This window comes from Bradyrhizobium genosp. SA-4 str. CB756 (assembly GCF_000473125.1).
Classification (GTDB): Bacteria; Pseudomonadota; Alphaproteobacteria; order Rhizobiales; family Xanthobacteraceae; genus Bradyrhizobium; species Bradyrhizobium arachidis.
In genome coordinates, this window is sequence record NZ_KI421499.1 from 7,342,646 (window position 1) to 7,364,961 (window position 22,316).

General features: G+C 65.2%; 21 protein-coding genes. 7 read left to right on the top strand and 14 right to left on the bottom strand.

The genetic code is table 11. The annotated features are described in order from the left end of the window. Positions 1–3 precede the first annotated feature (3 nt). Both phnH and phnG read right to left on the bottom strand, forming a co-directional pair. Positions 4–612 (bottom strand): phosphonate C-P lyase system protein PhnH, encoded by a 609-nt coding sequence (gene phnH / locus BRAGE_RS0135575; protein WP_027561485.1) that lies wholly within the window; start codon positions 610–612, stop codon positions 4–6. Positions 613–616: 4 nt separating this feature from the next. Beyond that, the gene (phnG, locus tag BRAGE_RS0135580) at positions 617–1,081 is read right to left on the bottom strand and encodes a phosphonate C-P lyase system protein PhnG (protein ID WP_027561486.1); all 465 of its coding nucleotides are present in this window, start codon (positions 1,079–1,081) and stop codon (positions 617–619) included. Positions 1,082–1,201: 120 nt separating this feature from the next. Here phnG and phnF point away from each other — a divergent pair, with 120 nt between their 5' ends. Then, positions 1,202–1,930 (top strand): phosphonate metabolism transcriptional regulator PhnF, encoded by a 729-nt coding sequence (gene phnF / locus BRAGE_RS0135585; protein WP_027561487.1) that lies wholly within the window; start codon positions 1,202–1,204, stop codon positions 1,928–1,930. Positions 1,931–2,059: 129 nt separating this feature from the next. Here the strand turns inward: phnF and phnE (BRAGE_RS0135590) are convergent, their stop codons facing one another. From phnE (BRAGE_RS0135590) to phnC, 4 genes are all read right to left on the bottom strand, one after another. Next, positions 2,060–2,875 (bottom strand): phosphonate ABC transporter, permease protein PhnE, encoded by an 816-nt coding sequence (gene phnE, locus BRAGE_RS0135590; protein WP_035731913.1) that lies wholly within the window; start codon positions 2,873–2,875, stop codon positions 2,060–2,062. Between the two features lie 26 nt (positions 2,876–2,901). Next, positions 2,902–3,786, bottom strand: coding sequence for a phosphonate ABC transporter, permease protein PhnE (gene phnE / locus BRAGE_RS0135595; RefSeq protein ID WP_027561489.1), 885 nt, complete (start codon positions 3,784–3,786; stop codon positions 2,902–2,904). Positions 3,787–3,866: 80 nt separating this feature from the next. Beyond that, entirely contained in the window at positions 3,867–4,802 is a 936-nt protein-coding gene (gene phnD / locus BRAGE_RS0135600; protein WP_027561490.1) for a phosphonate ABC transporter substrate-binding protein, read from the bottom strand. Positions 4,803–4,867: 65 nt separating this feature from the next. Next, positions 4,868–5,677, bottom strand: coding sequence for a phosphonate ABC transporter ATP-binding protein (phnC, locus tag BRAGE_RS0135605; protein WP_027561491.1), 810 nt, complete (start codon positions 5,675–5,677; stop codon positions 4,868–4,870). A 173-nt stretch (positions 5,678–5,850) separates the two neighbouring features. Here phnC and BRAGE_RS0135610 point away from each other — a divergent pair, with 173 nt between their 5' ends. Genes BRAGE_RS0135610 through BRAGE_RS0135620 form a run of 3 tightly spaced genes read left to right on the top strand, consistent with a single transcriptional unit; the run spans position 5,851 to position 8,417 of the window. Next, positions 5,851–6,510 carry a chloramphenicol acetyltransferase gene (locus BRAGE_RS0135610; RefSeq protein ID WP_027561492.1) on the top strand — a complete coding sequence of 220 codons (660 nt, stop codon included), beginning with the start codon at positions 5,851–5,853 and terminating at the stop codon, positions 6,508–6,510. After that, positions 6,507–7,700, top strand: a complete 1,194-nt coding sequence (locus BRAGE_RS0135615) for an alpha-D-ribose 1-methylphosphonate 5-triphosphate diphosphatase (protein ID WP_027561493.1) — start codon at positions 6,507–6,509, stop codon at positions 7,698–7,700. The genes BRAGE_RS0135610 and BRAGE_RS0135615 overlap by 4 nt, the downstream gene beginning before the upstream one ends. 18 nt (positions 7,701–7,718) lie before the next feature. Beyond that, positions 7,719–8,417 carry a DUF1045 domain-containing protein gene (locus tag BRAGE_RS0135620; RefSeq protein ID WP_027561494.1) on the top strand — a complete coding sequence of 233 codons (699 nt, stop codon included), beginning with the start codon at positions 7,719–7,721 and terminating at the stop codon, positions 8,415–8,417. 3 nt (positions 8,418–8,420) lie between these two features. Here the strand turns inward: BRAGE_RS0135620 and BRAGE_RS0135625 are convergent, their stop codons facing one another. From BRAGE_RS0135625 to BRAGE_RS0135655, 7 genes are all read right to left on the bottom strand, one after another. Next, positions 8,421–9,014 carry a hypothetical protein gene (locus BRAGE_RS0135625; RefSeq protein WP_092217953.1) on the bottom strand — a complete coding sequence of 198 codons (594 nt, stop codon included), beginning with the start codon at positions 9,012–9,014 and terminating at the stop codon, positions 8,421–8,423. Between the two features lie 83 nt (positions 9,015–9,097). After that, positions 9,098–10,498, bottom strand: coding sequence for a selenium-binding protein SBP56-related protein (locus tag BRAGE_RS0135630; protein WP_027561496.1), 1,401 nt, complete (start codon positions 10,496–10,498; stop codon positions 9,098–9,100). A 494-nt stretch (positions 10,499–10,992) separates the two neighbouring features. Then, the gene (locus tag BRAGE_RS0135635; RefSeq protein WP_027561497.1) at positions 10,993–11,931 is read right to left on the bottom strand and encodes a dihydrodipicolinate synthase family protein; all 939 of its coding nucleotides are present in this window, start codon (positions 11,929–11,931) and stop codon (positions 10,993–10,995) included. Between the two features lie 123 nt (positions 11,932–12,054). Further along, a complete protein-coding gene (locus BRAGE_RS0135640) occupies positions 12,055–14,136 on the bottom strand; it encodes a methyl-accepting chemotaxis protein (protein WP_027561498.1) in 2,082 nt (693 codons plus the stop codon). Positions 14,137–14,260: 124 nt separating this feature from the next. Continuing rightward, a complete protein-coding gene (locus BRAGE_RS0135645; protein ID WP_027561499.1) occupies positions 14,261–15,031 on the bottom strand; it encodes an enoyl-CoA hydratase in 771 nt (256 codons plus the stop codon). A 4-nt stretch (positions 15,032–15,035) separates the two neighbouring features. Beyond that, a complete protein-coding gene (locus tag BRAGE_RS0135650; RefSeq protein ID WP_027561500.1) occupies positions 15,036–15,491 on the bottom strand; it encodes a MarR family winged helix-turn-helix transcriptional regulator in 456 nt (151 codons plus the stop codon). Between the two features lie 48 nt (positions 15,492–15,539). Next, the gene (locus BRAGE_RS0135655) at positions 15,540–16,151 is read right to left on the bottom strand and encodes a TetR/AcrR family transcriptional regulator (protein WP_322596935.1); all 612 of its coding nucleotides are present in this window, start codon (positions 16,149–16,151) and stop codon (positions 15,540–15,542) included. 142 nt (positions 16,152–16,293) lie between these two features. Between BRAGE_RS0135655 and BRAGE_RS0135660 the strand changes: the two genes are divergently transcribed. Both BRAGE_RS0135660 and BRAGE_RS0135665 read left to right on the top strand, forming a co-directional pair. After that, positions 16,294–17,556 carry an HlyD family secretion protein gene (locus tag BRAGE_RS0135660; protein WP_035730453.1) on the top strand — a complete coding sequence of 421 codons (1,263 nt, stop codon included), beginning with the start codon at positions 16,294–16,296 and terminating at the stop codon, positions 17,554–17,556. After that, a complete protein-coding gene (locus tag BRAGE_RS0135665; protein ID WP_199820244.1) occupies positions 17,498–19,120 on the top strand; it encodes an MDR family MFS transporter in 1,623 nt (540 codons plus the stop codon). Before BRAGE_RS0135660 ends, BRAGE_RS0135665 begins: the two co-directional genes overlap by 59 nt. A gap of 152 nt (positions 19,121–19,272) precedes the next feature. Here the strand turns inward: BRAGE_RS0135665 and BRAGE_RS0135670 are convergent, their stop codons facing one another. After that, entirely contained in the window at positions 19,273–20,934 is a 1,662-nt protein-coding gene (locus tag BRAGE_RS0135670; RefSeq protein WP_027561504.1) for a tannase/feruloyl esterase family alpha/beta hydrolase, read from the bottom strand. A 310-nt stretch (positions 20,935–21,244) separates the two neighbouring features. Here BRAGE_RS0135670 and BRAGE_RS0135675 point away from each other — a divergent pair, with 310 nt between their 5' ends. Next, complete coding sequence (locus BRAGE_RS0135675; protein ID WP_027561505.1) at positions 21,245–22,303, top strand: toxic anion resistance protein; 1,059 nt, start codon at positions 21,245–21,247, stop codon at positions 22,301–22,303. Positions 22,304–22,316: the final 13 nt, after the last annotated feature.

Below are 22,316 nucleotides of genomic sequence, written 5' to 3' on the forward strand. Positions count from 1 at the left end.
GCTTCAGCTTCCCTTGTTCGCGACACGCGTCGTGCGCGGGATCGCAACCACGGCATCATCGGCGACCAGCACCACGTCGATGCCGCGCGGAAACAGCGTCTCGTTGAACTTCAGACGCTCGAACAAATCGGCCGGCTTGATCGAGGCCTGGAGCGTCGCGACGCCGTCGATGCCGGGGCCGCGCAGCTCGAAGCCGCGGCCGGCATCGAGACTCTCGACCTGGATGATCACCGTGGTCGAACGATCCGGATATTCATTGGTGCCGAGCGCGAAGCGCTCCAGCGCCGGCAGCAGGACACCGTCGCTGATCAGCGCGAAGCTCGCGATCGAGGAATCCTGGATCACCGGCGCGCCGGTGTGGAACTTCAGCCATTTCGTGACGTCAGAGCTTTCCGAGATCCGCGCATCGAGCCAGAGCGGCGTGTCGTGATCGAACAGCGTGAGCGCGATCGCGGCGGTGCCGCGCATCATCATGTCGGGCGCGCCCGCCATCGGCACGATACGCTGGACCGAGCCCGGCCGCGCCATCGCGTCCATCACCGAGCGAAAGGTCGATTGCGCCGACAACACCTTGTCGGCGAACCCCGGCGGCAATTCCGCAATCGTGGTCATGACCTCACCCCTCACCGCGCACCATGGTGTAGAAATCAACCTTCGTCGCGGCGGTCTCCGCCGCCACCTGCTTGCGCTCGACCATAAGCTGCTCGCGCAACGGCGCGATTACGTCGCGCTCGACGGCGGCGCCGAAATCCCGCGACTGCACCAGCGCATCGCACAGCGCGATCAGCCGCGCCTTCTCGCCATCGCGCCCGAGCGTATAGCCGAAGCCGACCTCGCCGCTCGTAAGCCGCACCGCAGCACGCGACACCGTGGCTTCGCCGAGATTGAACGGCGCGCCGTCGCCACCGATCCGACCGCGCAGCATCACGAGACCATTCTCCGGCGTGCGCAGATCCTGATGATCGGGCAGTGCGATAGCGCGGAGGCGGGCGGCGATCTCGCCCGCCTCCGCATGCGCCAGCACGGCCATCGCGGCCTTGCGCTGGGCTTGCTGGTTGTTGTGCTGGGTCACCTGATCCACCGAGCTTTTCGACACAACTTGCCGAATCCAAGTTGTCTATGATAATAGACAACTTGATACGGAAGCGCCATGACTGTTTCGTGACAAACGTGTGATTTCTGGAGTAGGCTTTCCAGCGACATGAGTATGCAGGACACCGCCTCCTCGGGCGTCGCGCTGTGGCGCCTCGTTGCCGATGGCATCGAACGCGGCATTGCCGACGGCCGCTTTGCGGCCGGCGACAAACTGCCGGGCGAGATCGAGATCGCCGAAACCTATCGCGTGAACCGCCACACCGTGCGGCGGGCGCTGGCGGCGCTTGCCGAGCGTGGCCTGGTGCGAGCCGAGCGCGGCAGCGGAACCTATGTCGAGGCGCAGAAGCTCGCTTATCCCTTGCGCTCGCGCACGCGCTTCTCCGAGATCGTCGGCGCTGACGGCCGCGAGCCGCATGGCCGCCTGATCGAGGCGACCGATGACGTCGCGACGCGGGAGCTGGCGCGCGAGCTGGGATTGAAGACCGGCGCGCCATTGGTGCGGATCGAGGCGATCCGGCTCGCCGACCGCACGCCGATCTGCGTCTCCACCACCTGGCTGTCAGCGGAGTTGTTTCCCGGCGCCGGCGAGGTGTTCGCCGAAACGCGCTCGATGACGAAGCTGCTCGAGCATTTTGGCGTGCGCGACTATCGCCGCGGCGCGACGCGGATCACCGCCGGCATCGTCGATGCCACCGATGCGGCGCGGCTGGATCTGCCGCTGGGCCGGCCGATCCTGGTGGTCGACGCCACCGACCACGATCTCGCCGGTAAGCCGCTGGTGACCAAGCACTCACGCTTTGCGGCGGAGCGGGTGGAGTTCTTGGTGGAGTCGTAGGGGGTCTCTCTCCACGAAACCGGACCCGTAGGGTGGGCAAAGGCGCGATCGCGCCGTGCCCACCATCTTTCCGAGATTCGCGAAAAGTGGTGGGCACGCTTCGCTTTGCCCACCCTACGGCACCTGTGCTCAGGCGACCGCCCTTCGCCCAATGATCGCAAACCGAAGCTTGCCCGAGATGAAATCGATCGCGGCGACGGCGACCAGGATCATCAGGATCAGGAACGATACCTTCTGCCATTCCAGGACGCGGATCTGCTCGGCGAGCTGGAGGCCGATGCCGCCGGCGCCGACGATGCCGATGATGGTGGCCGAGCGGGTGTTGGATTCGATGAAATAGAGCACCTGGCCGGCGATCACGGGCAGGACCTGCGGCAACAGACCAAAACGGATCTCGTGCAGCGCGCTGCCGCCGGAGGCGCGGATGCCCTCGACCTGCTTCTGGTCGGCGCCCTCGATCGCTTCCGAGAACAGTTTTCCGAACGCACCGAAATCCGACACGGCGATGGCGAGCACGCCGGCGAACGGACCGAGCCCGACGACGTTGATCCACACCAGCGCCCAGATCAGCGTATCGACACCGCGGATCGAATCGAGGAAGCGGCGCACGGGAAAGCGCAGGATCTGCGAGGGTATTACGTTGCGCGCGGCGAGCAGGCTGACCGGCAGCGCGAACACTGCCGCCAGCGTGGTGCCGAGCAGCGCGATCGAGAGCGTCTCGCCGAGCGCCTTCAGATAGATCGGCAGCGAGGAGCCCGGATCCGGCGGGATCATCATGAGGCTGATCCAGCCGAGCTGGCTCAGGCCTGCGAAGAACCGCGACGGCGAGAAATCGAGATCGACGAGGCCGTAAATCAGGATCGCGAACGCCGCGACGATCATCGCCGGCATCGCGAGCCGCGCCGAGGCCGGCCGGTCGAACACGTCGGGGTAGCGCGCACGCATCTCGCGCGTATCGACCTCCTGCGGCGTCACGTCCGCGCCTCCCTGCCGAACAGACGGCCACGCAGCCAGCCGGTGGAGATGTCGATGATGAAGACGGTGATGATGATGAACAGCAGGATCGCGCTGACGTCGGAGTAGTAGAACTTGCGGATTGCGACGACGAGTTCCTGGCCGATGCCGCCGGCGCCGACGAAACCCATCACCGAGGCCTCGCGGACATTGATCTCGAAGCGCAGCAGCGCATAGCTGGCGTAGCCCGCGGTGACCTGCGGCAGGATCGCAAACCGCATGCAGGCGAGCCAGCTCGCGCCGGTCGAGCGGATGCCTTCGACCGGCTTCATGTCGGCGTTCTCGACGATCTCGGAAAACAGCTTGCCGAGCGCGCCGGTGGAGTGGATCGCGATCGCGAGCACGCCGGCCATTGGTCCGAGCCCGAAGGCGATCACGAAGACCAGCGCGAACACGATGCCGGGCACAGTGCGCGCGAATTCGAGCAGGCGGCGGACCGCGAAGCGCAGCCAGGACGACGGCGAGGTGTTTTCAGCGGCGAAGAAGTTCAGGCCAAAGGCGAAGGTCGCGCCGATCAGCGTGCCGACATAGGAGATCAGCAGGGTCTCGCCCAGCATCTTCAGCCATTTGCGCCAACCCCAGAGCCACTCGCCGAAATCGGTCCAGACCCGCTGGCCGTTGTCGAGCGTGAGGATGCGGTCGAAATAGCTGATGAAGTTGCCGAAATAGGTGAACAGCGTGCGCAGGTTCACCTCGGCGCCGATGGCGGCGAGAACCAGCGCGGCGGCGAAGATCACGACTCCCAACAGAAGGCGAAGCCGCTTGCGTGCGACCGCCTGACGGTAGGCCGCGTTGAGCGCGGCGAGCTGCTGCTCGGGGAGGATCGAAACCGCGACGGTCATCGGATCAGGAACAGTGGTCGGTCAAAAAAAGAGAAAGAGCCGGGTCCGTCGACCCGGCTCGAGTAGCTCGTCCCGAAAGCTCAGGACGCCTTCTTCTTACGCAGCGCATCGACGAACTTGATCAGTTCGATCGTGCCATCCCAGTCCTTGGTGGTGGCGGGATGAAAACCCTTCTTCTGGCCGTCGGAGAGACGGTCGAACGCGGCCTTGTCCTTGGTCGGCGCCTCGAAGAACGCCTTGGCGATCGCGGCCTTGGCGTCTTCCGGCAGGTCGGAGTTGTAGGCATAGGGGCCGTTGATGATCGGCGCCGACTTGTGGATGATACGGAAGTCGTCCTTCTTCATCGCCGAGCCATCGGCGTTCTTCAGCATGCCCTTGGTCAGCATCTGCGCCAGCGTGGAATCGTCGTCGCTGGTCCACTGGTTGGCGGCAACATCGACCGTGCCCTGCGACAGCGCCAGCATGGCGTTCTCGTGGCTACCGGTGAAGACGACCTTGCTGAAATAGCTGTCGGCATCCACGATGCCCATCTTGTCGAGCTCGAAGCGCGGCACGTTGTTGCCGGAGGTCGAGTTCGGGTCGACGAGGCCGAGGTTCTTGCCCTTGAGGTCGTCGACCTTCTTGTAGGGGCTGCTCGCCTTGACGAAGAACACCGAGTAGTAGCCGGTCGAGCCGTCGGCGTTGATGTCGTTGGCGAAGGCGTCGGTCTTGACGCCGGTCAGGCGGGCGCGGGCGAACGAAGCCGAGCCGTAGCTGGCGATGTGGATGTTGCCGGCGCGCTGGCCTTCGATCACGGCGGCGTAGTCGTTGGCGATGCGCAGCGTGACCTTCACGCCGAGCTGCTTCGAGAGATATTCCACGAACGGGGTCCAGCGCTCGGTGACGCCGGAGGCGTTCTCGGCCGGAACAACGGCGAAGGTCAGCTCGGGATATTTGGCTTTCCAGTCTTCGGCGGAGGCCGACGAGGCGAAAGCGAGCGCGGCAGCGCCAGCAAGGATGAGTCTGCGAGTGATCATGATACCCTCTTGATCGGTTGGGATCGGTTGACGCAAAAACTGGGCAATAACGGAAGCGGCGCGGCTCAGGCCGCCGCAGCCGTTCCAAGTGCGGGAACGCCCTCGGGCGCCGGTGCAGATGCTCCGCCCATGACGTCGGCGGCTTCGAGATCGTAGAGCTCACGCGCAACGAGGTCGGTCAGCGCCGACGGGGCGCCGTCGAACACCACGCGGCCCGCCGCCATGCCGATCAGGCGATCGCAATAGGTGCGCGCCAGATCGAGCGAATGCAGGTTGCAGAGCACGGTGATGCCGAAGTGCTTGTTGATGCGCAAAAGCGCATCCATCACGATCTTGGTGTTGCGCGGGTCGAGCGAGGCGATCGGCTCGTCGGCGAGGATGATGTCGGGCTGCTGCACCAGGGCGCGGGCGATCGCCACGCGCTGCTGCTGGCCGCCGGAAAGCTGGTCGGCGCGCTGGGCGGCGAGCGAAGCGATGTCGAACTGTTCGAGCGCGGACATCGCCAGCGCCTTGTCGTGCTCTGGCCAGATCTGTGAGAGCGAGCGCCAGGCCGGGATGGTGGCGAGGCGCCCCATCAGGACGTTGGTCAGCACGTCGAGCCGGCCGACCAGGTTGAACTGCTGGAAGATCATGGCCGAACGCGCCCGCCACTGCCGCAGTTCCTTGCCGCGCAACGCGGTGACGTCCAGACCGTCGAACACGATGCGGCCCTGCGTCGGCGTCACGAGACGGTTGATGGTCCGCAGCAGGGTCGACTTGCCGGCGCCGGAGCGCCCGATCACACCGACGAAGCCGCCGGGGGAAATTTGAAACGAAGCGTCGTCCACCGCGGCTTTTGCGCCGAAGCGGCACGTCAGACCTTCAACCACCAGCATGCAGGGCTCCAGAGTAGCTGGAAGCCACCGCTAACGCCGGCGCTTGACACTTGTGTGACACACGCGTTGCGGTGCGGCGATCCTACACACCTCGTCCCCTGTCATCACCGCGTCATGACATCGTCATCAAGCCACTCGAAGAGGAGTGCCCGCCCTCGCATTACGGATGTAACATGGCCGGTAAGAAGCTTTCGGTTCAACCGACCATCGATGCTTCCGCAAAACTGCATGAGACCAGGCTCGGCGCCTATACCGAGGTCGGCGCGCGCACCATCCTGCACGAAGTCGCGATGGGCGATTACTCCTATGTCGTGAACGACGCCCAGATCACCTACACGACGATCGGAAAGTTCTGCTCGATCGCGGCGATGACGCGGATCAATCCGGGCAATCATCCGATGCATCGCGCTACGCAAGCGCACTTCACTTATCGTTCCAGCGCCTATTTCGAAGGCGAAAGCGACGACACCGAGTTCTTCGACTGGCGGCGCCAGCACCACGTCCATATCGGCCATGACGTCTGGATCGGCCACGGCGCCATCGTGCTGCCGGGGCGCAACATCGGCACCGGCGCGGTGATCGCGGCCGGCGCCATCGTCACCAAGGACGTGCCGGCCTACACCATCGTCGCCGGCAATCCGGCGCGCATCGTGCGGCGCCGGTTCTCGGAAGAAATCGCCGGACGACTTGCCAAGCTCGCGTGGTGGGATTGGGATCACGACAAATTGCGTGAGGCGCTACCCAATTTCCGCAAACTCGGGATTGAAGATTTTCTCGCGGCATACGAAGCACGGACGAGTTCCACAACCAGCAAACGAAGCGCGGTCGCGTGACAGACATTTTCATTGAGGGCGGCCGGGCCCTGATCGGCACCGAGCTCATCGAGACATCGCTTCTCGTGTCCGGAACTGATATCGCCGAGGTCGATGCCTCGCGCGGCCGGGCGCGGCTTTCGATCGATGCGCGCAATCTCCTGGTGCTGCCCGGCATCGTCGACCTCCATGGCGACGCCTTCGAGCGGCAGATGATGCCGCGCGCCGGCGTCGACTTTCCGATCGACGTCGCGCTCGCCGACAGCGACCGCCAGGCGATCAGCAACGGTATCACCACTGTGTTCCACGCCACCACCTGCTCGTGGGAGCCGGGCCTGCGCAGCGCCGACAACGCACGCGGGCTGATGGAGGCGATCGAACGCCAGCGTCCGCAATTCGCCGCCGACACCCGCTTCCACCTGAGGCACGAGACCTACAATCTCGACGCCGAGGCCGAGATGACCCAGTGGCTCGCCGAAGGCCGCGTCGACCTGTTCGCCTTCAACGACCACATGGACGGCACGGTTGCCGATATGGCCAAGCCGCGCAAGCGCAACCGCATGGTCGAGCGCACGGGGCTGTCGGCTGAGGATTTTGACAAGCTGGTCGATCGCGTGGTCGCGCGCGCCGCAGAGGTTCCGGCTTCCGTCTCGCGACTGGCCGCGGTTGCTCGCGCAGCCGAAGTGCGGATGCTCTCGCATGACGACGCGACACCGGCGATGCGCCGGGAGTTTCGCGAGCTTGGCGCTGACATCGCGGAGTTTCCGATCAACGAGGAGACGGCGCGCGCCGCGGCAAGCCATGGCGATGCCATCGTCTACGGCGCGCCGAACGTCGTGCGCGGCGGCAGCCACACCGGCTGGACCAAGGCGTCCGACATGATCGCCAAGGGGCTCTGCTCGGTCCTGGCCTCGGACTATTACTATCCCGCGCAGCTGCTCGCCGCGTTCCGCCTCGCCGCCGACGGCGTGTTGCCGCTGACCGAGGCCTGGAGCCTCGTTTCTGCGGGACCTGCGCGCGCGACCGGCCTCACCGATCGCGGCGTGCTCGCGGAGTGCCGCCGGGCCGACATCATCCTCGTCGACGACACGGCGCCATTGCGGCCGCGGCTGATCGCCGTGATCTCGGGCGGCAAGCTCGTGCACCTCACCGATGCGACGCGGCTGCTCGCAACCGCGCCGACGCCGCGCGAGGCTGTCGTTGCGGCATAAACCGGTTATGTTCGGGCAATGACAGGCTTTCCCCGCTACGCGATCTATTTTGCCGCAGGCAGCGACAGCGCCCTCACCCGGTTCGGCGCCGAGCTGCTCGGCTATGATGCCTATACAGGCGACGAACTCCCGTTTCCCGCGGATGCATTGCGCATCGCGCCGGACTGGCGCGACGTCACAGGCGATCCCCGCAAATACGGCTTTCATGCCACGCTGAAGGCGCCGATGGCGCTGGCGGCCGAGAAGACCGAGGCCGAGTTGTCGGCTGCCTGTGCGAGCTTCGCCGGCAAGGCGCGGCCGATCCCAGCGATCAGCCCGATCGTGGATTCCATCAGCGGCTTCATTGCGGTGATTCCGGCCGAGCCTGTGGACGCACTTCAACAGCTCGCTGCCGATTGCGTCCGCGAGTTCGATTCCTTTCGTCCGGCCTTGACCGCGGAGGACCGCGCGCGGCGCAAGCCCGAAAAGCTGAGCGAGCACCAGCGCGATTATCTCGATCGCTGGGGCTATCCTTACGTGATGGAGGAATTCCGATTCCACATGACGCTGACGGGGCGGCTGGATGCGGGACGGCGCGGGCCGATTCTGGAGATGCTGCGGGGAAGCTTTGCGGCGCTGAAGCTCGATACGCTGACGGTCGACCGCATCGCGCTGTTCAAGCAGGATGACTCCAAGGCGCGCTTTCGCATCATCGGCGAGTGGGCTCTGACGCTCTGAACCTCAGCGCCAGCTCGCAAGATTGAAGGCGAGCGCCACCGCGCCGACCAGAACGAGGCTGGACGCCCAGACTGCATCCAGGTTGAACCAGCTTCGCGAGACGAACTTCAATCCCAGATAGCGGTAAACCAGCCACGCCAGACACCCGCCGGCGCCGACCATGGCGGTCACGTGAACCAGCGACACCAGTACCGCCATCCCGAGACTTGCCTGCATCAGCGCGCCCGCTGCCTCATGGCCGGCATCGAGCTCGAAGGCCTGACAAAGCCCAAGATAGATCGGCACGAGCATCAAAGCGGCGCCGTGAGCAATGGCGACGGCAAATGACCAGAGCGCCAGTTGCGTCGGCGGAATTCGTGCCAACGCGCGGGGATGGCGCCGCGCGATCAGCTGATAGACGCCGAAGCCGATGACGACAAGGCTCGCGACCAGCTGGATTGGACGCTGCCACGCGGCCAGTACGAGCAGGAACGCGAATGGCAGCAGCACGAGAAGTGTTGCCAGGAGATGCCCGGCCGAGAGGGCCCACAACGCACCAAAGAGCGCGCGTGGGCTCTTGTCCATGAGCCCGGCCGAAACGGCGAGCGGCCATCCCATTCCCGGATTGACGCCATGGTAGAGACCGCTCGCAACAAGCGCGAGCCACAGCCAGCCGACTGCCGGGCTCGCGTGCCCCCAATCTAGACCGACGGGTAGCAAAAGGAGTCCGTCGAACAATCGCCGCCCTCGAGCCTGATCTGGTGCGCACGATATCCGTCGGGGAAGCTCACGAAATAGTCCTTGTCGAGCTCGAGGCCGCCATTGCGACCGACATTGGCCATGACCTCCACGCCCGGAACCCCGTCGGGATAGAACTGGTCGTCCCAGGTGGAATAGAGCGAATTGGTCCAGTACACGCGCCTGCCGTCGCGGCTGATCTCGACCATCTGCGGACCACCCGCATATGTCTTGCCACTCGGATGCGGCGCGCGGCGCACGATACCTCCGGTATGTACCGAGCCCGCAAGCTTGGGCTTTCTGGGATCGCTGACATCGTACTGGCGCATCTCGCCGGTGCCCCAACAGGAGACATAGAGGAATCTATCGTCCATCGACAGGTCGATATCGGTCACCAGCGGCGGCACGGCGCCAAAGCCCTGCAATAGCGGCGGAAGCTTCTCCTTGTCGGCGGGCTCCGGCGGGATGGTCGCCGTCTTCTCGGCATGGAATTTTCCGCCCTCGCGCCACCAGGTCCAGATCGAACCTTCGAGATTGGTGGTGTCGACCACCACGCCGGCAAAGCCGTACTCGCGAACCGGATCGTGCGCTGGCCGCACCTCCAGCGCCATCTGATGGTTGGCGCCGAGATCGATGGTCTGCACGTTGCGGCGGGCACGAAGGTCCCAGAAGTGGAGACGATGGCCATATTTGTTCGCCAGCAGGTCTTCCGGGACGATCCCGTTCTCGAACTGCGGCGGCAGCGCCCATTCGCTCGACACCATGTAGTCGCGCGGCAGGTTCCACCAGAAATCATAATGCAGTGTCTGCGGACCGCGGTCGATCTCCCATCGACCAAGCACCTCGAACGTCTCGCAATCCATGATGAAGACACCCGGAGGTCCGTTGGTGCCGTCCTTGCCGCCGCCGCCCAGCGTGCTCACATAGACGCCGTCCGGCCCGCAATGGATCGTATGCGGCCGTGAGTAGCCGGTCTTCCTGAAGACCTCCTCCGGTTCGATGATCTTGTGGATCTTGGCCTGGGTTGGATCTGGCTTGGTATCGATGATGTAGATCCGCGACGAGCGCAGCCCAGGGATGATGAGATAGCGCCGCTCGATGAAGGCGTGTCCGGTGAGCGGCGACAAGGCGGAGGAGCAGGCATTCCAGCCGAAATGATGAAACTCATCGCCCTTGTTGGGCATCGTCACGGTATGAACGATCTGGCTATAGGTCGGCGATCCCGGCTTGACGTCGATGACCGCGAGAGCATCCGGCTTTGAGAAATCCGCACTGAGCAGCAGCGTGTAGGCAAAGTTCTCCGCCGGTGCTTCCATCGCTAGCTTGGGCGATGCGTGAAAGGTGGGATCCGGCCTCATCGTCATGGCACTGCCTCCCTGTTCTGTCGGTTCGCGCCAACCTGGCTCGGGATAGCGGCATAATGAAGAACTGTTCCGCGATGTCTTGAGATGCATCCCGCGGGCTTGGTCGGCGAGCGTACAATATGCCATTGCCGAGCTGCGGGGAACGGTCCGAGCCGCGCTAATTCGACGCCTTCAGGCGATACAGGCCGATGAGGTGAGGCGAGCGCGTACCTCACCCACAGTGTCGTCCCGGCGAAGGCCGGGACCCATAACCCCAGGGAGAGGTTATAGAGTCAGCTGCCAACTCCAAGTCTTCGCCACACTTCTCCCTGTGGTTATGGGTCCCGGATCGGCGCGCGCTTGTCCGGGACGACACTGAATGTTTGGCGCTACTTCCTCCACTGCAGACCTTCGTAGGGTGGGCAAAGCGGAGCGTGCCCACCACCTGTCGCCGTCGGTAAAGGTGGTGGGCACGCTCCGCTTTGCCCACCCTACGACAGCAGAGCGTATCGCCGCTACTTCCCCCACCGCAGCGCCAGCGCATCGCGTTCCTTGGCGAGCTCCAGCAGCCCCGCGCGCGTTGCCGGATGCAGCGGTTGCAAGGGATGGCGTACCGCTTCCGACTTGATCACGCCGCCGGCCTGCATCATCGCCTTGCAGGCGATCAGGCCGCATTGGCGGTTCTCGTAGTTGATCAGCGGCAGCCAGCGCTCATAGGCGGCTTTCGCCTTTTCGCGATCGCCGGCGAAATAGGGATCGATGATCTGGCGGATGCCGTCGGGATAGCCGCCGCCGGTCATCGCGCCGGTGGCGCCGGCGTCGAGATCGGCGAGCAGCGTGATCGCCTCCTCACCGTCCCAGGGACCCTCGATGTCCTTGCCGCCCGCCTCGATCAGGCTGCGGAGCTTTGAAGCAGCGCCGGGCACCTCGATCTTGAAATAGCGGATGTTGGAAAACTCCCGCGACAAGCGCGCGAGCAGCTCGACCGACAGCGGCGTGCCCGCGACCGGCGCATCCTGGATCATGATGGGAATGGTGATCGCGCCGGAGAGCACCTTGAAGAATTCGACGATGCCCTTCTCGGGCACGCGGAAGGTCGCGCCGTGATAAGGCGGCATCACCATCACCATGGCAGCACCCGCGGCCTCAGCCTGCTTGCTGCGCGCCGCGCAGACGGCGGAGCTGAAATGCGTGGTGGTGACGATGACGGGAACCCGGCCAGCGACATGCTCCAGCACGGCATGCATCACGGTCTCGCGCTCGGCGTCGGTGAGCACGAACTGCTCGGAGAAGTTTGCGAGGATGCAGAGGCCGTGCGAGCCGGCATCGATCATGAAATCGATGCAGCGGCGCTGGCCTTCGAGATCGAGCTCGCCGCGCTCGTCGAAGATGGTGGGCGCGACCGGGAACACGCCGCGATAGGGGCGCTGGGCCTTGTGTGGGGTAACCGGCATCGAACTCTCCATCCCTGAGGTATCTTACGTCTGGTGCCGCGCTCGTGCGGCGGCACAGATGTACTCGCCGCGCGAACCGGCGGCAATGCCCGCGCGACGTCGGGATGGAAGAACTGAGTGAAGCTAGGCGGTCTTCACCGCGCCGAGGAAGCCCTCGACCGCGACGCGGAGACGATCGGCATCCGCCGACATCTTCTTCACGGATTCGGATAGCACCGTGCCGGCGTTGCCGGTCTCCTGGTTCAGCCTGGCGACGCTGCCGATGGTGTCGGTGACCTCGCGGGTGCCCTGGGCTGCCTGCTGGAAGTTGCGCGAGATCTCGGTGGTGGCCGCGCGCTGTTGCTCGACCGCGGCCGCAATCGCCGTCATCTTCTCGTCGATGCCGCTGATGGCGCCGCCGATGGCGCGGATCGCGGTCACCGCCTGGCCGGTCGCGCCCTGGATCTCCTCGACCTGGCGCGAAATCTCTTCCGTCGCGGTCGCCGTTTGCGCCGCAAGGCTCTTGACCTCGCCGGCGACCACCGCGAAGCCGCGGCCGGCTTCACCGGCGCGTGCGGCTTCGATGGTTGCGTTCAGCGCGAGGAGATTGGTCTGGCCAGCAATGGCGTGGATCATCTTCACGACTTCGCCGATGCGGCTTGCGGTCTGGTCGAGGATCTCGACCGTGGCGTTGGTCTGCGCGGCCTGCGACACGGCCTCGCGCGCCTCGCGGGCGCTCGACTGCACCTGTGCGGAGATCTCGCCGACCGACGCCGAGAGCTCTTCGGTTGCAGCTGCGATGGTCTCGAGATTGTTGGTGGCCTGCTCGGCTGCAGAGGAGACCGCTGCGGTCTGGCTGCTCGATTCCGAAACCAGCGAGCGCACGCCGGTCGCGGTGGCATCGAGCTCCTTGGTCGAGGCCACCACGCTCTGGATGACCGCCTGCACGGTATCGTCGAAGCTGTGGCAGGCCGCATCGACGGTGCCGGAGCGGGCGAGCTGCAGCGCCTGCTGCGATTCGCGTTCCTGGCCGAGGCGCTCGGCGGTTGCCGCGCTCTCGCGCAGGCTTTCCAGCGCGGCGGCCATGGTGCCGAACTCGTCCGGATATTTCGATTGCGGCACCGGCGTCGCATAGTCGCGGGCGCTGATGCGCGCGATCGCGTCGAGGATGGCGCGCACCGGGCGCATCAGGCGGTTGCGCACGACGTACACGCCGGCCATGGTCACGGCGAGCGCGAGCAGGAAGGCGAGCGACTGCACGATGAGCTTGGTCAGCGCCGTCGTCTGAACCGCCTCGGCGCGCGCGATCGACTGGTCCAGCGCCTTGGTCGCCACGCCGACAATCAGCGGGAACGGTGACTGGCACAGCGTGTTCCATTCGGACGCCGGCATCGCGGGCTTGCCGCTGCCATCAAAATTCTTGGTGAGATCGCCGATCTGCTTGAGGACGCCGTCGGTCTTGGCCTTGGCCTCCGTCGCGGCCGTCACCAGCTCCGCCGTCACATCTGGCGCAGCCAATAGCTCCGCCATGCCGGCCCAGCCGGAGTTGATCGTGCCGTCCCATTGCGCCACGGATCGCTTCTGGGCGTCGTCGAGCGGCTTGCTGCTATTGACGTTCGAGCGCAGCGACGAGCAATGGATGCCGTAGCGGTCGCGCACCTGCCAGGCGAAACGGCGGACCTGGATCATGCGGGCGATATAGGGATCGTTCATCCAGGCGCGGTTCGACACCGCGGTCGAGGCGAGGTTCGCGGTGTCGATCACCTTGGTGACGGCATCGTACCAGGAATTGGTCCGCTCGATCTTGCGCTCGGCGCGCGGACGCTTGGCTTCGTCGTAGAACAGCTGGAACTGCGGCGCGGCGTCGCTCCAGCGCTGCTTCAGCGTGTCGGCGAGCTCGTCGCGGCGCGCGAAATCGACAGTCGCAAGCGCGGCGATGATCCCGTCATAGCCGGCCTGCTCGGCCTTCTCGGCTTCGGCAAGCTTTGCCTTGGGATCGTCCTCGCCGAGGATGGCGCTCTGGGCATCGCCGCGATTGTTGCGCAGGGACAGCACGCCATGGAAGATCGCCTTGTCGGCAGCGGCAAGCCGCGCAGTCTCGAGGCTGTCGCTGTAGCGGCCGAAGGCTCCGACCATCTGGATCGCGGTAGAGGCGAGCGCGCCCACGGCCAGCAGGGCCATCAAGGTCAGGAGAAGCGAGCTTACCGATTTCTTAAACATTGCCATGGGGGTCAGGGGGCCTGCTTTGTAACTGCGGGCCACCCTGCATCGCGACATGCCAAGGATCGGTTAAGGTTTTAGTCAAATTGCCGGGAGTTCCCCGGCCTACTGACGCTTTACGCTGGCGAAATCAGGCAACCTTGGTGAAATCGGGCGGGCGGCGCTCGGCAAAAGCGGTGAACGCCTCGCGCGCCTCGGCGGTGCGCAGCCGCTGCGCGAACTGCTCGCTCTCGGCCTGCATCTGCGCCACCAGCGCCTCGCCATTGCGCATCAGCTTTTTGGTTGCGGTGAGCGCGCCGGCCGGCTGGCGGGCGAGACGCTGCGCCAGCGCGAGCGCCTCCGCATCGAGCTTGTCGAGCGGCACCACGCGGTTGGCGAGGCCCCATTCCAGCGCCGATTTGGCCGGAACGGTCTCGCCGAGCGCGAACATCTCATAGGCGCGGGCATGGCCGATCCGCGCCGGCATCAACAGGCTGGAGGCGGCTTCCGGCACCAGCGCGAGGCTGACGAAGGGCGTCGACAATTGCGTGTTGTCGGCGAGCACGACGAGGTCGCAATGCAGCAGCATCGTGGTGCCGACGCCGACCGCGCGGCCCTGCACCGCCGCGACCAGCGGCCGGGTGCAGCGCGCCAGCGACTGGATGAAGCGCACGACGTTGCGGCTGCCTTCCGACTTGCCCGATGCGACGGCCGCGAACTCGCCGACGTCGTTGCCGGCGGTGAACATGTCGCCCTCGCCGCGGATCAGGATCACGCGGGCGGACGGATCGAACTCGGCGGATTCGATGCTGTCGGCGAGCTTGCCGTACATCGCATCGGTCAGCGCGTTCTTCTTGTCGGGGCGCGCCAAAGTGAGCGTGAGAATTCCGCGGTTGTTCTCAACTCGCACATGCTCGGTCATTGCTCTACTCCTTCTCGTCTGAACTTCTTGGAAACTTGTCCTGGATGCTCGTCAGCCAGCGCGCGACGATGTCGATCTCCGCAGCTGTAAATCCTTCCATCAGCGCCGCGTTGATCTCGGCAGCTTCAGTCTTCGCCTGGGCCAGCACGGTGCGTCCCTTCGGCGTCAGCCAGACACGAAAGGCGCGGCCGTCCTCGCGATCGGCCCGCCGCTCGACCAGCCGCGCCGCGGCAGAGCGATCGACCAGCCCCGAGATACCAGCCGGCCCCATATCGAGCGCCGCGCCTGCCCCGCCCATCAGCACGCCGTCCTGCTTGCCGAGGATGAACAGCAGCCCCGCCTGCGCCGGCGTCACCTCGTTCGAGGGCTGTGCCGCCATCCAGCGCTGCAGCCGGCGCTGCGCGACGTTCAGCAGATAGATCAGACGGTGATGCTTCGCCTCGGGCGATTTATTTCGCATGCGAAGCATATAATCGCAACTCCAGCCGATTGTCAAAACCTGCCGTCGCTAGTCGCCCGACGTCCCGCGGCACCCGTCGAGCAGAATGGCGGCGCATACCTTCGCCCGCGTCTCGATCTCCTTGCGCGAGGGCAGCGTCAGGCTGGCATAGATTGCCGCGCGCTGCGGCGCAGACACCATCATGCCAATCATCATCCCGGCGGCTTCATCGACGTTATCGAGTGCGATGCGCTTCTTCTTGACCTGGTCGCGAAGCCAGCCCGCGAGCGCCGCCGCAGTGCGGGCGATGCCGTCCCTGTAGAAATTCGCGGCAAGGTCGGGAAACGTGGCCGATTGCTGCAGCACCATACGCTGGAGCGCCACGACCTCCGGATCGAGCGCGAGATCGGCACAGGCGACCAGCACGGCCGCCAGGCTCGTTTCGATGTCGGCCTGATTGTTGGCCTGAAGATTGACGTCGGAGAGCAATCGCTCGAGCCGGTCCGCGCACATCGCTTCGAACAGAGCCGCCTTGCCCGGAAACAGCCGATAGAGAGTCTTGGTGGAGATGCCGGCGCCGCGTGCCAGCTCCTCGGTGCTGGTTGCTGCGTAGCCGTCGACAGCGAAGGCGTGCCGTGCGGCCTCGATGACGATTCGCTTCGTCTCGTCGTCGCTGCGCACCGGGGGCCGCCCGCGCGGGCGACATTCTGATGACGGTTTTGCCTGAGCCATGTTTTTAGATGATGACTGTCATTCCATTGACAGTCCCAAAGCTAGTCCTATTTTGGAAATCGTCAAGTTTCCTAATTCAAGGGAGCCGGCCATGACCGTGCACACCACCCCGTCCAAGACTGAAGCCACCGTGGTCCCGCCCCCTGGGCTGGAGGGCGTCCTGCCCGCCCCGTCGCAACCCGCGCGCCGCCAAAAGCTGAACCTTCGCAAGCTGTTGCTAGCAGGCGTGGCGGCCGCCGCCCTCGCCGGCGCAACCTGGTACGGCTACGATTACTGGACCGTCGGCCGCTTCCTCGTCTCCACCGATGACGCCTATGTGAAGGCCGACAACACCACCATCGCGCCGAAGGTCAGCGGCTATCTCGACGGCGTCCTGGTCGGCGATAACGAGCATGTGAAGGCCGGCCAGGTGCTGGCCCGGATCGACGACCGCGATTTCCGCGTCGCGCTCGATCAGGCCAAGGCCGATGTCGCTGCCGCCAACGCGACGGTGACCAGCAAGCAGGCCCAGCTCGACGTTCAGGAGGCCGTGATCGCCGCGGCGAAGGCGACCATCGATGTCGACACGGCGGCAAAGACCTTCGCGCAGCAGGAGAACAAGCGCTACAGCGACCTCGCCAAGACCGGCTATGGCAGCGTCCAGAACGCGCAGCAGGCGCAGGCACGCGATGCCGGCGCGGACGCCGCGATCGCACGCGATAATGCCAACCTCATCTCCGCACAGAAGCAGGTCGATTTGCTCAAGGCCGAGATCGTGCAGGCAAAAGCCGCAGCCGCCCGCGCCGCCGCCATTCAGCGTCAGGCCGAGCTCAATCTCGGCTACACCACGATCGTCTCGCCGATCGACGGCGTCGTCGGCAACCGCACGCTGCGCGTAGGCCAGTACGTGCAGGCCGGCACGCAACTGATGTCGATCGTGCCGACCGAGGGCGCCTATGTGGTCGCCAATTTCAAGGAGACCCAGCTCACCCACGTGCGCGCGGGCCAGACCGTCGAGATCGAGGTCGACACCTTCCCGGGCCAGGTCGTGCACGGTCACGTCGATTCCATCGCGCCGGCCAGCGGCCAGGAGTTTGCGCTGCTGCCGCCCGACAACGCCACCGGCAATTTCACCAAGATCGTGCAGCGCATCCCCGTGAAGATCGCGCTGGACGCCGAGACCGCGCCCGCGATCGCGCTGCGGCCTGGCATGTCCGTGATCCCGACGATCGCAACCCGTTCAGCGCCGACCGCGCAAGCGGCAACGACGCCCCAAGCAAAACCTAAAGCAAAGCTCGTTTCCGGAGGGTCGTGCCATGTCAAGCAGCCTCACAATCTCGACGCCAGCACCCGCACCTCGGACCGCGACGCTTAATCGCGTTGCCGCCGATCCGAATCGCGCCAGCGCCACGGTCTGGATCGCCGTCTTCGCGGCGATGATCGGCGCCTTCATGGCGATCCTGAACATCCAGATCACCAACGCCTCGCTGCTCAACATCGAGGGCGGCATCGGCACCGGTGTCGACAACGGATCCTGGATCTCCACGTCCTACCTGATCGGCGAGATCATCGTGATTCCGCTGACCGACTACCTGTCGCGGGTGTTCTCGTTCCGCAACATCATCCTGAGCTTCGCAACGCTGTTCGCAGCCTTCTCGGTCGCCTGTGCCTTCACGCACGATCTGCCGTCGATGATCACGATGCGCGGCTTGCAGGGCTTCTTCGGCGGCGTGCTGATCCCGATGGCGTTCACGCTGGTCTTCACCAAGCTGCCGAAGGGCCAGCAGCCGATCGGTCTCGCCATGTTCTCGCTCGCCGTGACGTTTGCCCCGGCCATCGGCCCGACCATCGGTGGCTATCTCACCGAGAATTACGGCTGGCAGACCATCTTCTTCGTCAACGTGCTGCCTACCGCGGTCATGGTGACCATCCTCTTCTTCACCCTGGAACGCGCTCCCATGAATCTCGGGCTTCTGCGCGAAGGCGACTGGTTCGGCATTGCGACCATGGCAGTTGGTCTCGCCTCGCTCCAGGCCGTTCTGGAGGAAGGCAACAAGGACGACTGGTTCGGCTCGCCCTTCATCGTGCGGCTTGCGGTCATCTCCGCGGTCAGCCTGTCGCTGTTCATCTACAACGAGCTCGTGGTCGAGAAGCCGCTGCTGCGCCTGCGCCTCCTGACGCAATGGAATTTCGGCGTCGGCACCATCGCCGCGGTGTTCCTCGGCTTCGCGCTGTTCGGCTCGGTCTATCTGCTGCCGGCCTATCTCGGCCAGGTGCAGGGCTACAATGCCGAGCAGATCGGCAACGTGCTGGCCTGGACCGGCCTGCCGCAGCTCCTGCTGATTCCGCTGGTGCCGAAGCTGATGCAGCGGTTCGATGCCCGCTATATCGCGACGATCGGCTTGCTGCTGTTCGCGGCGAGCTCGTTCATGAACATCATGATGTCGCTCGACTACTCAGGCGACCAGTTCTTCATCCCCAACGTCGTGCGCGCCGTGGGTCAGGCTCTCACCCTGGCGCCACTGTCGGCGCTCAGCCTCGGCAGCGTCGCGCCGCAGGATGCGCCGGCCGCCTCCGGCATCTCCAACATGATGCGTAACCTCGGCGGCGCCATCGGCACCGCGGTGCTCGCGACCATCGTCACCAAGCGTGAGCAGTTCCACTCCAACATCATCGGCCATTCGGTCACGCTTGGCCGCGAGGAAGTCCGTGATCGCATCGCACAGATGACCAATTACTTCATCGCGCACGGTGTGCCCGACCCCAACGCCGCGCGCGAGCAGGCCATCATCGCGCTCGGCAAGACGGTCAGGCGCCAGGCGCTGGTGATGGGCTATTCCGACACCTTTGCCGTGATCGGCGTGGTGCTGGTGCTCGCCGCGATCGCGGTGATGCTGACACGGCGCGTGAAGGCGGCCGGCGGGGGTGGCGCGCACTAGGCGCGCTTCTTCTCCCTCTCCCCGTTCTTACGGGGAGAGGGTCGGGGTGAGGGGCTCTCTCTACACGTGAGATCCATCGAGAGACCCGTACCCCCTCACCCGGATCGCAAGAGCGATCCGACCTCTCCCCGCAAGCGGGGAGAGGTGAAGGGTTACGGCGCGCAGGTGAAGCTCGCCGCTTCGGTCACCGGGCCGGACTTGTACTGCGGCCAGGCCGGCCAGCGACACAGCGGCAGTGCGCGCAGCACGGCAAATGACGGTGCCTTGAGCTTCTGCTCGCTGACCTCCAGATCGCCCGGCGCCTTGCCCTTTTCCACCCAATCGACCAGCACGCTCAGCATGTCGATATTGGCGGGCGCGCCGGAGCCGACATGGTCGACGCCGGGCGCGGTGTAGAGCCGCGCGAACTCCGCGGTCTCGGCCTTGCCGAGCTTGCGCTCGACGCTCTCGAAATAGCGGATGCCGGCATAGGGACTCTGCGCGTAGTCGGCCATGTGCTCGAGCATGATCAGCCGGCCGCCCCGCGCGCGAAAGCGGCTCAGATCAGGATCGGTCGAGTCCATCAGGCTGGAGACCTCGAGCAGCCGCGCCTTGTGGTCCTCCACCTTGTAGGTCGCGACGTCGAGCTTGGGATCGCGCGCGAACACATATTGAATGCCGCCGGCGCCGTAGATCCAGGCGATGCCGTTGTTGGGTGCAGGCGGCTGTGCCGGCGGCGCGGTGCCGAGCCACCACGCGGTCCAGCCGCCGGTCGGCCCGATGGCAGGCGTGTCCTCGCCTGAGATACCCCAACCCGGATAATCGTCGAGCTCGTTGGCCAGCGCGAACGGGAATTTGTAGGTCCCATGCAGCGTGTGCACCGCCTTGACCTGCGGCTCGGTGAGGCATTGATCGCCCGTCTTGCCGGCCTCACAGCGCAGCGTCTCGACCTTGAAGGCGGCCTTGCAGGCGACGGGATCCCGCACCAGCGCATTGCCAGCGCCATCGGCCTTGTCGCAAGCCGTCCGCACCGCATCGGCGACGAGCTTGACCTGCGCCGGGTTGATCCAGCCCTCGCCCATGGTCGCAAGGCCCGAACGCGTGCCGGCATGCTGCAAGCCGACCCAGTTGATGACGGGCACGCGCGAAAAGATGCCGTCGAAATCGTCGGGATAGCGCTGCGCCATGGTGAGGCCCTCGCGGCCCCCTTCGGACGAGCCCATGAAGTACATCTTCTCCGGCTTCTTGCCATAAGCGCGCTGCATCAGCGCGATGGCGGCGTCACGCACCTTCTTGTAGGCGCGGTGCGCGAAGTTCTCGAAGGCTTCGTCGTTCAGCGCGAACAGCTGCGGCGGCTCGCCCGGCTTGGATTCGTGGCCTGAATCGGTGCCGTAGGTGACGAAGCCGCGCGCCAGCGGCGACGGCTTGTCGAAAGGATAGGCCGGCGGCAGGCTGAGGCCCGTGATCAGCACGCCGTTGAAGCCGCCGCCGCCATATTGCAGCGAGCGGCCGTTCCATTCGACCGGGAGATTGACCTGGAATTTGATCGGCGGCGCCTTGGGATCGACCGGATCGATACGGCCGAGCACCTTGCAGAAGGCGGGATTGGCCGGCGTGATGCGCCCCGACGGCGTCGGTCCGCGCTCGGCCAGGGCGAGCTGCGATGGCGCCAGCGATGTCGCGGAATCGATCTTCACGACATCCGTCCCGCCGGTGAGCCCCTTGCAGACCGTGTCCGCATCCTCCGCCAGCGTCGCCGCCGAGCCGGCGCTTGCACCCATTACGGCCGCAGCACCGGCGAGCCACGCACACAGCTTCGCAATCTTGCGCGCCATCGTTTCCATCCCCACTGTCTTGATATCGTTCAGCCGATAGGCCGACCAATTCAATGCAACTGACCGCCCCCCGTCAATTGCCACAGCCTGAACCAATCGCGCCAAGGAAGATCGCGGCCTGCCTACCGGAGCGCGCGCCGCCGTCCTAACGAATTGAAGCCAATGTGAAATTTTGTCCCACCACCGAACTCGGACGGCCTGTGCACCGACCAAGTCCACAGGGCTGTCATCAATCTGTCAGACGAGCCGGGCTTTCCTGCCCAAGCGGCAGGTCGAGATCCTGGCTGCGGCACGAACCAAGGAGCAAATGGTGAGCGAAACCATCAATGTCCCGGCACTTCCGACCGACGCATCCGCGGTCGCGCGGATCAAGTCCGAGATCGACATTTCGGATCGCTCGCGCCTCGTCACGTTTGGCGAGCGGGCCCAGCGCTCGGTGGTCGAGTTCGCCGACCGCATCCTCGCCCAGACCCAGAACCGCGAGCTCGGCGCCACCGGCAAGCTGCTGACTGATATCCTCGGCAAGGCGCGCGGGCTCGATCCGGCCGATCTCAAGGACAAGGGCTTTCTCACCCGCCTGTTCTCGTCGGCGGAGGCGCGGTTGCGCCGCTTCACCGAGCAGTTCAACGACGTCGCCTCGCAGGTCGACCGCGTCTGCGTCGAGCTCGACCGCAACAAGGAGGTCCTGCGCCGCGACATCGCCCTGCTCGACGATCTCTACGAGCAGACAAGGGGTGCGCTCGGTCAGCTCGACATGCACATCGCCGCCGGCAAGGCGTTCACCGAGGAATTCCGCGGCGGCAAGCTCATCGAGATGGAGCGAAACGCGAAGGCGCAAGGCGCCGGCAGCGATGCCATGCTCGCCGCGCAGACCTATCAGGATGCGCTCCAGGCGCTCGACCGGCTCGAGAAGCGCGTGTTCTATTTGCAGCAGGCGCGCCAGATCGGCATCCAGCAGCTGCCACAGATCCGCATCGTCCAGTCCGGCGACGAGACGCTGATCGAGAATTTGCAGGCAACCACCGAGCTGACCATCCCGGTGTGGAAGCAGAAGATGATCCTGCTGCTCGGCCTCAACCGGCAGAAGTCGGCGCTGGAGCTGCAGAAGACGGTCACGGATGCGACCAACGAGATGATGCGCCAAGCTTCCGAGATGATGAAGACCCAGGCGATCGAGATCGAGAAGCAGTCGCAGCGCGGCATCGTCGACATCCAGACCCTGGAGAAGACCAACCGCGACCTGATCGACACCATCTCCGGCGTGCTCACCGTGCAGGAGCAGGGCCGCACCAAGCGCGCCGAGATCGAGCAGCGGATGTCGCAGCTGACGGATGAGTTGAAGACCGCGATCGCGAAGGCTGCGCCTTGATGCGTGCGTTGTA

What these genes read in the sequence shown, in the direction of transcription:
- BRAGE_RS0135660 (WP_035730453.1), top strand. Translation starts at nt 16,294, where the DNA reads ATGACCGTGCACACCACCCCGTCCAAGACTGAAGCCACCGTGGTCCCG.
- BRAGE_RS0135645 (WP_027561499.1), bottom strand. Translation starts at nt 15,031, where the DNA reads ATGACCGAGCATGTGCGAGTTGAGAACAACCGCGGAATTCTCACGCTC.
- BRAGE_RS0135630 (WP_027561496.1), bottom strand. Translation starts at nt 10,498, where the DNA reads ATGACGATGAGGCCGGATCCCACCTTTCACGCATCGCCCAAGCTAGCG.
- BRAGE_RS0135625 (WP_092217953.1), bottom strand. Translation starts at nt 9,014, where the DNA reads ATGGGATGGCCGCTCGCCGTTTCGGCCGGGCTCATGGACAAGAGCCCA.
- phnH (WP_027561485.1), bottom strand. Translation starts at nt 612, where the DNA reads ATGACCACGATTGCGGAATTGCCGCCGGGGTTCGCCGACAAGGTGTTG.
- BRAGE_RS0135670 (WP_027561504.1), bottom strand. Translation starts at nt 20,934, where the DNA reads ATGGCGCGCAAGATTGCGAAGCTGTGTGCGTGGCTCGCCGGTGCTGCG.
- BRAGE_RS0135620 (WP_027561494.1), top strand. Translation starts at nt 7,719, where the DNA reads ATGACAGGCTTTCCCCGCTACGCGATCTATTTTGCCGCAGGCAGCGAC.
- BRAGE_RS0135635 (WP_027561497.1), bottom strand. Translation starts at nt 11,931, where the DNA reads ATGCCGGTTACCCCACACAAGGCCCAGCGCCCCTATCGCGGCGTGTTC.
- phnE (WP_035731913.1), bottom strand. Translation starts at nt 2,875, where the DNA reads ATGCGTGCGCGCTACCCCGACGTGTTCGACCGGCCGGCCTCGGCGCGG.
- phnF (WP_027561487.1), top strand. Translation starts at nt 1,202, where the DNA reads ATGAGTATGCAGGACACCGCCTCCTCGGGCGTCGCGCTGTGGCGCCTC.
- BRAGE_RS0135640 (WP_027561498.1), bottom strand. Translation starts at nt 14,136, where the DNA reads ATGGCAATGTTTAAGAAATCGGTAAGCTCGCTTCTCCTGACCTTGATG.
- phnD (WP_027561490.1), bottom strand. Translation starts at nt 4,802, where the DNA reads ATGATCACTCGCAGACTCATCCTTGCTGGCGCTGCCGCGCTCGCTTTC.
- BRAGE_RS0135665 (WP_199820244.1), top strand. Translation starts at nt 17,498, where the DNA reads ATGTCAAGCAGCCTCACAATCTCGACGCCAGCACCCGCACCTCGGACC.
- phnC (WP_027561491.1), bottom strand. Translation starts at nt 5,677, where the DNA reads ATGCTGGTGGTTGAAGGTCTGACGTGCCGCTTCGGCGCAAAAGCCGCG.
- BRAGE_RS0135650 (WP_027561500.1), bottom strand. Translation starts at nt 15,491, where the DNA reads ATGCGAAATAAATCGCCCGAGGCGAAGCATCACCGTCTGATCTATCTG.
- phnE (WP_027561489.1), bottom strand. Translation starts at nt 3,786, where the DNA reads ATGACCGTCGCGGTTTCGATCCTCCCCGAGCAGCAGCTCGCCGCGCTC.
- BRAGE_RS0135610 (WP_027561492.1), top strand. Translation starts at nt 5,851, where the DNA reads ATGGCCGGTAAGAAGCTTTCGGTTCAACCGACCATCGATGCTTCCGCA.